Annotated in this window: 9 protein-coding genes; 4 read left to right on the top strand and 5 right to left on the bottom strand. The window is 66.2% G+C overall.

The window, feature by feature from the left end; genetic code table 11:
• Positions 1-175: 175 nt before the first annotated feature.
• Positions 176-385, top strand: a complete 210-nt coding sequence (locus AB0M27_RS37155; protein ID WP_365728774.1) for a hypothetical protein — start codon at positions 176-178, stop codon at positions 383-385.
• Between the two features lie 30 nt (positions 386-415).
• Here the strand turns inward: AB0M27_RS37155 and AB0M27_RS37150 are convergent, their stop codons facing one another.
• The 5 genes from AB0M27_RS37150 to AB0M27_RS37130 all read right to left on the bottom strand — a co-directional run bounded on the left by AB0M27_RS37150 (position 416) and on the right by AB0M27_RS37130 (position 3,898).
• Complete coding sequence (locus tag AB0M27_RS37150; RefSeq protein WP_365728773.1) at positions 416-928, bottom strand: hypothetical protein; 513 nt, start codon at positions 926-928, stop codon at positions 416-418.
• A gap of 60 nt (positions 929-988) precedes the next feature.
• Positions 989-1,489, bottom strand: a complete 501-nt coding sequence (locus tag AB0M27_RS37145; protein ID WP_365728771.1) for a hypothetical protein — start codon at positions 1,487-1,489, stop codon at positions 989-991.
• 77 nt (positions 1,490-1,566) lie between these two features.
• On the bottom strand, positions 1,567-2,871 hold the full coding sequence (locus AB0M27_RS37140) for a hypothetical protein (protein WP_365728768.1): 1,305 nt from the start codon (positions 2,869-2,871) through the stop codon (positions 1,567-1,569).
• Between the two features lie 96 nt (positions 2,872-2,967).
• Positions 2,968-3,402 carry a hypothetical protein gene (locus AB0M27_RS37135; protein WP_365728767.1) on the bottom strand — a complete coding sequence of 145 codons (435 nt, stop codon included), beginning with the start codon at positions 3,400-3,402 and terminating at the stop codon, positions 2,968-2,970.
• 139 nt (positions 3,403-3,541) lie between these two features.
• Positions 3,542-3,898 (bottom strand): DUF4333 domain-containing protein, encoded by a 357-nt coding sequence (locus AB0M27_RS37130; RefSeq protein ID WP_365728765.1) that lies wholly within the window; start codon positions 3,896-3,898, stop codon positions 3,542-3,544.
• Positions 3,899-4,167: 269 nt separating this feature from the next.
• Between AB0M27_RS37130 and AB0M27_RS37125 the strand changes: the two genes are divergently transcribed.
• The 3 genes from AB0M27_RS37125 to AB0M27_RS37115 all read left to right on the top strand — a co-directional run bounded on the left by AB0M27_RS37125 (position 4,168) and on the right by AB0M27_RS37115 (position 8,542).
• Positions 4,168-4,551, top strand: coding sequence for a hypothetical protein (locus tag AB0M27_RS37125; RefSeq protein WP_365728763.1), 384 nt, complete (start codon positions 4,168-4,170; stop codon positions 4,549-4,551).
• Positions 4,552-4,985: 434 nt separating this feature from the next.
• Positions 4,986-5,411 (top strand): hypothetical protein, encoded by a 426-nt coding sequence (locus AB0M27_RS37120; RefSeq protein WP_365728761.1) that lies wholly within the window; start codon positions 4,986-4,988, stop codon positions 5,409-5,411.
• 1,991 nt (positions 5,412-7,402) lie between these two features.
• Entirely contained in the window at positions 7,403-8,542 is a 1,140-nt protein-coding gene (locus AB0M27_RS37115) for a S8 family serine peptidase (RefSeq protein WP_365728778.1), read from the top strand.
• Positions 8,543-8,648 lie beyond the last annotated feature (106 nt).

The raw sequence follows: 8,648 nt of genomic DNA, 5'->3' as shown, positions 1-8,648 counted from the left end.
ACGTACACGACTCCAGACCCTATGAGCCGTGCCCAGGCCAGCGCAGGAGAATTACGAAAATCGCGTCTCTAGGCACTTCCGAGCCGTGGAACGACTTCCAACCCCGTGACCTGCACTTTCAGGCCCGCAGAACCTCCAGGGCCCCCGAATTACGTCGAACCCGGGGCAGACCGGCGTGACCGTCACCCCGTCCGACACCGACACGGCCGACGACGCGCACCTCACCGTCACGGCAGACGGCGCGGACGCGTCGTTCTGCACCCACGTCGAGCGCACCCGCTCCAAGAAGGACGACTACACCCCGCCGGGTATCACCGGCGGGGTGGGCTCACTGACGTATCGGGGATACCGGATTGCCGTGGCGACGCAGAAGGGGGAGTGCTGACCCGGGGGAGTGCTGGCAGGCCGGCTGACGTCACAACTTGCCGAAGACCACTCCGCGCCAGATCCAGCCGGACTTGAGGACGGTGGCGCGCAGCGGGTTGCGCAGCTCGGCGCTGTCGAAACGGAATGTCTCCGTAGCCTCCAGCCGACCGCTCTCCCCGCGTCCGATGGTCCACTCGCGACTGACGGTCCGGCTCGGCCCGCGCGTGTACTCCGATGTCACCTCGAGCCTCGTCGGATGCCCGACGCGCTTGACCTCCCACTGCTCCTCGAGAGCGCGCACCTCGTGCTCCTTGCGGTCCAGGCGCATCCGGATCCGCACGGCGTGACTGATCTGGGACTCCACGAAGACCTGCTGCCAGGCGGGCTCCGTCAACCGCCACTCCGCCAGCAGGTCGCACCCCTCACCGCCGCCGTACCGGATGACGTACGGAACATCAGGCTGATTGAGGCCGAGCAGAGCTGCCCGCAGTTCCTCGCCCGGGACCGGTGAAACCCCCTCCGGGGGGTGCTGGGTGCCGGTCAGTTTGTCGAAGAGTCCCATGGTGCCAACCTACGAAGGATCGGGTCGGCGGCACAAGGTCCGCCGATTCCGCGGAAGCTGCTAAGGCGTTGTCGTACTCTCGCCGGGGCGGACAGTGCGCACCAGGTCCCGGAAGTCGGTCAACAGGTCGGGGTGCTGGGACGCGGTGGAGGTGAGCACCAGCCGGATCACCACCCGCTTGTGCGGATCGTCGATGTCGAGTACCGACAGATACACCTGGGACTGCATGAGGTCGCGGCTCTGGCCGCCGGCGTCGACCGAGAAGGCCAGGGTCTGGGCCAGGCCCGGCGCATCCACGGAGCCGGTCTCACGGCGTTCGGTGACCATGACCGACGTGACGGCATCGCCCATGAGCCCCACCGACTCGTCGGCGATCTCCGGCAGCGTCGCTGCATCGGGGCGGTACTCGCCGTCGAGCGTGATGTTCGCGGTGAAGCCGGCGTCCGATGGCAGATGGACCGCGACGAACGCCGCGCCGGGCGCGCCGACTTCGTCCGCAGGCGCGGAACGCCAGCCTTCCGGCACATCGAACTGGATCGGGATCGGCAGGGTCGTCGACATCGAGGCTTCCTTCCTGTGGGAAACGCACACGTGACGCTGGGCCACGGGAGCCGATTGAGAACACGTCGGTGATGGGCTCAGAACACGCTGGTGATCGCATGCCCGAACGAACTCACACCATGACCGACGGCGCCGGCCAGGTCACCCGCCGTGTGAGCGACCTTGCTCGGGTCGACACTGAACTGGAAACCCACTTCACCACCGAGGGCGGGAGAGAGGCCCACACTCGTCTTGAATTTCCATACACCTTGGGCGTTCTTCCCGTAGTCCAGGTTCGCCTCAGCACCAGGACCAGCCCATCCCTCGGCGGAGAAACCAGCCGAGACTCCTCCGAGATCCGCACCGAATTCGCCACCGCCCTTGGCGCCTGCGAAGGCCTCGCCACCCACGTGGACACCGTCTTTGCCCACCCCCGCGTTGGCGTTGGCCTCGCCGCCCACCATGCCCTCGGCCTTCCCGGTGACGCCGACCGGGCCGACATTGGCGCTGCCTTCAGCCGAGCCTTCACCCCCCGCGAACGCGCTCGCGTCTCCTTCGATGCCGTCCTGGGAGATGCCGCCCTCGGCGGAGACCTTGGCGCCTGAGTAGACCTCAGCCTTTCCGTCAAGCTTCCACGGCCCCCTGGTGAGCGAGCCCTCAGCGCTCGCGCTGCCCAGGTCGGCGTGCGCTTCTGCCTCACCCAGTTTGCCGGCCCCGAAGTCGGGCCCCTTCGCACTCGCCCCGGCGTCGGGGCCGGACGTCTCGGTCTTGCCCTCGGACTTCCACCCGTCGGGTTTGGTCTGGGCCGCCTCGCGCTTGGCCTCGTCCTCGTACGTCTTGATGTCGCCGTGGGCGTGGCTGTTAAAGCCTGTGAGCGTGCCGTCGTTGACGTCGGAGTCGATCACGACCCGGGTGAGGGCGTTCTCGACCTCGGCGTCGGTGTCGCACATCTGTTTCACGAGCCGATCGATTTCCGCCTGCCAGGAGGCGACGGCCTTGCCCACGGACTGCTGGTAGTCGGGGTCATGGTGCAGGGCGGTGCGTTCGCCCTCGCCCAGCTTCGTGGTGTCGTAGGAGACCACGCCTGCCTCCGACACCGCCATGCCGGCCTTGACGGCGTCCGCCCGGGTCGACTGCAGTTTCTTGCGGATGTTGGTGAAGTCCGTATGCGCCTCACGCAGCAGCGAGGCCACCGCCTTGGCCTCGACCTGCGCGGCCTGGAACTGCTTGAGCGTGACGTTGAAGCGCCCGCTCGCGGCGTCCGCGCTCAGCCCCGACCAGCCCGGACTCAGGGTGATGCCGCATACGTCCCGCTTGTAGGCGATCTCCTGCTTGTGGAACTCCATCGCCATCCCGTCCCAGCGCTCCACGGCCGTCGTGAGCGCGGACAGATCGGTCGTCATGATCTCTTGATACGTCGGCATGGGTCCCCGTTGTCATTGCCAAGTGGTCGGCCGGTTGAGGCGGTGGCTCAGGACTGAGTGCGCGAGGCGGTTCGGTCAGTATCCGTTGAGCACTGACACCGAGTTGGAGTTCGCCCCCACCTGGTAGTCGGTGGTCTGCAGCGTGGTGTTGGCAGTGCGCAGCGCCGCCTTGTCCGAGGCGAGCATGTGCATCAAGTTCTTCACCTGATCCCCCCAGGCCGAATGTGCCTTCTTCAGCGCACCCGATGCGTGCCATCCGTCACGGAAGGCCTTGACCGCCGCGTTGGTTTCCGTCTCCGCGTAGTCTCCGGCCTTACGGGTGTCGGGCTCGATGTGCTGCTCGATGGCGTTGGCCGCGGCCTGCTTCTGGGCCGGTGTGGAAACCAGCTTCTGCTGCCCCCCGGTCAGTCCCGGAGAAGCGGGAGATCCCCCGACATCGCCCGGCACTTGGTTCAGCCTCATCCCGACGGGTTCTGCCGTCCCGCTGTCTCCCGGCGCCGCGCCTGCCATCAGCCTTGTCTCCCCTGTCTGCCGCTGTATCGGCGCCGGTCTCTGCTGGCGCCCCCGTTGCAACGCTTGGGCCGTACGGTAACGCCTCCGCACCTCTGGCCACACGTCGGCCCTGCAGCCAAGTAGCCGCCAGCCACGCTCAGTTCGGGGCCGGGGAAGCCTTGTCATCGGCCTTGAAGTCGTAGTGGATCTGGTCTCCCTTGACGGAGGTGACCTTGACCGTCACACCCAAGGTGCTGCCGTCGTCCGCCGTGAGCGTGCAGCGCGTCGTGGTGCCGACCTTGCCGACGAGGTCTTCGGGGCAGGAGATGTGCGGCTTCGGCCGGCCCGTGGCGGCGGCGAGCTTCTCGGAGAGTGTGCTGGACAACTTGTCCGCGGACAGCTTCGGCGGCGTGGACTTATTGACCTCGACGGAGGCCGAGCAGCCCAGGAGCAGCGAGCTGGCTGCGGCGGCCGCAAGGATCGACACGCCTGTGGTCATCCGGGCTTTGAACATCGTGCACTCCTGGTCGGCTGGTCATGCAAGAGGACCCGGAGAGCATACTCGGCGGGGGTGCTGTGGACATGCCGAAAGGGGGCGGCCAGTGGCGGTCACGCGATTCCCCGGGCAACACATCTTCTTCATATCCCATTCGCCTCATTGACGAAAACATTTCACAGCGTCGAGCGGCGCTCGGCGGCCCGAGTCGTGAGGGCCTGGTGAGCTCTGCCTTCATGACGTGATGTTGGTGTTGGCGTGAACGAGCCGACTGTCAATATGTGTTTGTGGTGGCGGTGTTGGGGGAAGGACACGGGGATCTCGGGTCGGCTGATCTGGGAGTCGGGCCAGAGGTCCTCAAGAAAGGCGCTTCGGACATTCTGGATTGCCGCACGCCGATGGAGAGGGTGGACCTGAAGGATCCGGCCGGGCAGGGGTTTTCTTTCGGGGATGACTCGGCGGCCCCCGCACTGGTCACATTCTGCGCCACTTGGCAGTTGGGGGCTCAGTTTCTCGCCGACGGCGGGGCGACCCTGACGGGCGGCCTGAACAAGGCCAACAACAACTACGCCGAGACCAACGAGGCGATCCGTGACGCGGCAAATTCGGTCAAGTTGGATTTGAGTTTGGACGGGGAATCCGCATTACGGCGGACGCAGGTGGCGCCGTGAACGGAGCCTTCCACTTACTGGACCGCTTGATCCGGCGACCTCCGCGTCGCGTGAACATCTCGTTGTACGCCCGGACCGAGACGCCGGTGTGGAAGTTTGATGAAGATCGCAAACGGTACGATGTGGGCGACGTCGACCGCGCCCTAGATGGGTTGGTACCCCCGGCGCTGCTAGCCAGGAGTCGGTGGAACGCCTCGCCTCAGCGCGGCAAACCGGGCAAAGTCCGGCATCGGGTCCGGCACCGTAACTGAGTTAACACACAGGCTGGTTGGACCCGTTGTACGGGGTGACTACAGTGGTAAAGGCGTTGTGAGGCGCGGCTCGCTTTGCGATCGTACGGCGAGCGGGTGGTCGGTCCCGATCCGGTCGGGGCCGATGGATGTACGGGGAAAACGGGGAGGAGCGTCGTGCTTCCGGCAGACATGGTGGGGGGCGTGTCGGCGACCAGGGCGGCGAACCTGGAAGCCAGTGGTGAGGCGCTGGACGTCTTCGTGAAGCGGGTGGACAGCGTCCTGAAGACACTTGAGGGGTCCGCCGGCAACCCGGCGAAGGTCCAGGCTCAGACGATCAGGGCGACGTCCCTGACCTCGGGGGCGGCGGACATCTTTCCTGAGGCGCACGGTCTGTACAGCCAGTACAAGCGGGTCCATGACGAGCTGACGAGGCTGTCCAGGAATCTGCACCTGCAGATCGAGGCGATCGGTATCGCGGTGCAAGGGGCGCATGTCGGCTTCGACAACCTCGAAGAGGAGCAGCGACAGCGGTTCTGGGCGATCCAGCTGCAGGTCGGGAAGGACCAGGCTGCGGCAGACGGCACGAGCCACACCGGCAATAACGCGAAGAGTGGTGCGGAGCTGTAACGATGACTGACAAGCACGACGCAGATCTGCAGCGAGTCGGCAATCAGAACAAGGCCACCGACTGGGTCCGAGGTTACGAGAGCAGTCCGCACAGCGGCTTCCTCCTCGGAATGGTCGACACGGCAATCCGAGCCACACCTGTCGGGCAAGCGGTCGCCACTCGGACGGACTTCGGTCACCTCGACCTCCCTCTCAACAAGATGATCGACCTGGTTGAGCAGACGGACCCCGAGGATCTCGAATCCTCCGGCAAGGCCTTGTGGGATGCGCGCGATGCCATCAAGGCGGCGGCGGACGAGCTCGACGGCCACATCCAGAAGGTCCATTGGGTCGGACAGTCGGGTGACTCGTTCCGCGACTGGGGCGGCAAGCTCGTCACGCACACCCACTACTTGAGTGAGTTCGCCGGAGCCGCGGGCGACCAGATCACGGCTGCCGCCGTGGGTCTTGCCGGCGTCCGTGGAGCCATGCCGCCTCGTGACACGGAAGCGAACCGGACGCGGCCCAAGGATTTCACGGCGGTCGACAAGGCGGCGGACAAAGAGGGGTACGCCGCTGCCGTAAAGGTGGAGAAGGACCGCCAAGAGGCGATCAACCAGCTGAACCGGTTGGCGTCGTATTACGCGGTGTCCGAGGAGGTGCTGTCGTCCTTGCCTGAGAAGGGCAAGGAGCCGACCTTCACGTCCATGCCCAACGTGGGTGTGCCTCGACCCTCGCGGTGGTCCAGCAGCGGTAGCCCGGCGCCCTCCACAGGTTCGGGTTTCACCTCGCACGGAGGTACCGGATCGGTTTCCGGCGTCGGCCACCACCCGACGGTGCCGAGCGGTGACGTCCCCAGGCACGTCACAAGCGACAACCCGACGCCCACCCAGCACATCCCCGACACGATTCCGCACCCCGACCAGCCTGTCGGCACGCACATCGACACGACTGGCACGCTGCCTCCGCCCACGACCACCACACCCGGGCCCAGTCACACAACGTCGGTCACGGGGACTCCTCCCACGAGTGGCAGCCAGCCCAATGTGTTCGACGGTGGCGGATTCAAACTTCCGATGCCCAACGCCACTTCAGGTCGGTCCTTGAGCGGCGCCGGTGGGCTCCGTACCCCTCCCTCCGCTCAAGGGCGCACGGGTACGTCCGGTTTGAACAACCCGGGCGGGCGTGCCATGGGGCGGGGACCCACGGACCAGATGGGCCGCGCCACGTCGACGGGGCAGTCCACCGTCAAGGGGGCCGGTTCCGGACCGAGGTCGGCTTCCCCGATGGGCCGAGGAGTCACGGGCGGTACGCCGCGTCCGGGAGGCACGGCAGTACCACGCACGAGCAACGGACCGGCCACCGGCGCCGGCCGGGCCAACGGAGTGGTCGGGGGACGGCCGTCCACCACGAATCCGTCATCGAAGAATGGGTCGAGGCTCCCTCGCGGCACGGTCATCGGCGGCGAGGAAGGGGCCAACTCCCGGCCCACGACTGGTCGGCTCGGTCAGCGCGGGGTCTTCGGAACGCCCGAGTCCACGGCACGGCCCGGTTCGAGCGCGGCGGGCTCTCGTGCCGCTTCGGGATCGTCCGAGGTCGTCACCAGCAGGCCGACCGCGCGCAACTCCGCGGCAGGAGCTGAGCGTAACGGCATGACCCGTGGTGGTGCCGGTCTCACGCGAGGTGCCGGTCGCAACGGCAAGCCCGGCGAGGCGCGGAAGACAGAGGGAACGCCGCGGCCTGAATACCTGGTCGAGGACGAAGAGACACACCTGCCCGAAAAGCCCCGGCGTGATGTGCCGCCGGTGGTCAACTGAGCGCGAGCGAGGACACGAAAGACGATGAAGTCAGGGATCAGCCGACGAGCCGAGCAGGCCACGGGTCACAGGACGCGCCGCGGTAGACGAGTGCGCACTGTGGCCGCGGTCGTCGGCGCCCTGGCCGCCACGACAGTCGGCTTGGCTCCGTGTGCTGCCGCAGACGAGCAGTCGAAGCAGTGGTACCTCGGTCCGATGCAGGCCGAGGAGATGTGGAGGGTCAGCACTGGAAAGGGCGTGAAGGTCGCCGTCATTGACACCGGGGTGAACGCGAACACCCCGTCGCTCAAGGGGCAGGTCCTGACGGGCGAAGTTCCGAAATCGGTCTCGTACCGGGCTACCGACGATTACGTCGGCCATGGCACAACCATGGCCGAGTTGATCGCAGGTACAGGAGCAGGCGGCGGCCTGAAGGGTCTGGCGCCCGGGGCGAAGATCATCCCGATCCGTGTCAAGTTCGACGGCATGAATCGTAGTGCGAAAGAGCGGCAGAAGACGCCGGATTCCACATCCGCGATCAGGGCGGCGGCCGACACCGACGCGAAGATCATCAGTATGTCGTTCGGCTCCCCGGGGCCTGACTCGGACGAACAGGCTGCAATTGATTATGCGGCTTCGAAGGGAAAATTGCTGATCGCCGCAGTCGGTAACGACGGCCTGAAATCAGGTGACACGATTGGTTATCCGGCGGCTGACCATTACGTCATCGGCGTGGCGGCGACCAACGCTTCCGGGACGGCATCGAAGTTCTCCTCACACGGCGGCTTCGTCGACCTCTCGGCCCCTGGCCAGAACTTCCCCGGTTGGTGTGACTCCACATTCCGCTCGTACTGCGACAACGTGAACGGTACGAGTTCGGCCGCAGCCATCGCCTCGGCCTCTGCCGCTCTGATCTGGTCCGCCCACCCTGACTGGACGGTGAACCAGGTAACCCGTGCACTGGTCGATACGGCCGGCCGTAGCTGGCCGAAGAACAAACCGAGCACATACCTCGGCTACGGTGCCGTTCGCCCCCGCGTGGTGCTGGCGAATCCCCACTACAACCCCGGCCCGGCGAACGTCGATCCGCTCCGCAAGGAGAACGGCGGTGACGCCCTGGCCAATTCGGCAAGTTCCTCCTCATCTGCCAACCAGACCTCGCCCTCTGCTTCCGCATCAACCCCGTCACAGGCCCCGGAAAAGGGTTCTGCTGGCGGAACTTCTGCAGCAGGATCGAGTAAGGAATCGTCGAGTGACAGCAACTCCATCCTCTGGATCGCGCTCGGCGCTGTCGCCGCGGTCGTCGTGATCGGCGGTGGGGGCGTGGCCCTTATGCGAGCACGACGCGCCAGGTGACGCCCTCGGCTACCAATCGCCGTAACAGTCCAGTGCAGTTCTGACAGAGCAGGCACTGCGTGCTCACTGCTGGGAGTAACAAGCAACAACGGTGAGCCGAACCCAA

This window comes from Streptomyces sp. NPDC052107 (assembly GCF_040680215.1).
In the GTDB taxonomy this organism is placed as follows: Bacteria; Actinomycetota; Actinomycetes; order Streptomycetales; family Streptomycetaceae; genus Streptomyces.
The sequence above is the reverse complement of the archived record's forward strand: the minus strand, read 5'-3'. Positions and strand labels throughout refer to the sequence as shown.

What these genes read in the sequence shown, in the direction of transcription:
- AB0M27_RS37150 (WP_365728773.1), bottom strand. Translation starts at nt 928, where the DNA reads ATGGGACTCTTCGACAAACTGACCGGCACCCAGCACCCCCCGGAGGGG.
- AB0M27_RS37145 (WP_365728771.1), bottom strand. Translation starts at nt 1,489, where the DNA reads ATGTCGACGACCCTGCCGATCCCGATCCAGTTCGATGTGCCGGAAGGC.
- AB0M27_RS37115 (WP_365728778.1), top strand. Translation starts at nt 7,403, where the DNA reads ATGCAGGCCGAGGAGATGTGGAGGGTCAGCACTGGAAAGGGCGTGAAG.
- AB0M27_RS37140 (WP_365728768.1), bottom strand. Translation starts at nt 2,871, where the DNA reads ATGACGACCGATCTGTCCGCGCTCACGACGGCCGTGGAGCGCTGGGAC.
- AB0M27_RS37135 (WP_365728767.1), bottom strand. Translation starts at nt 3,402, where the DNA reads ATGGCAGGCGCGGCGCCGGGAGACAGCGGGACGGCAGAACCCGTCGGG.
- AB0M27_RS37130 (WP_365728765.1), bottom strand. Translation starts at nt 3,898, where the DNA reads ATGTTCAAAGCCCGGATGACCACAGGCGTGTCGATCCTTGCGGCCGCC.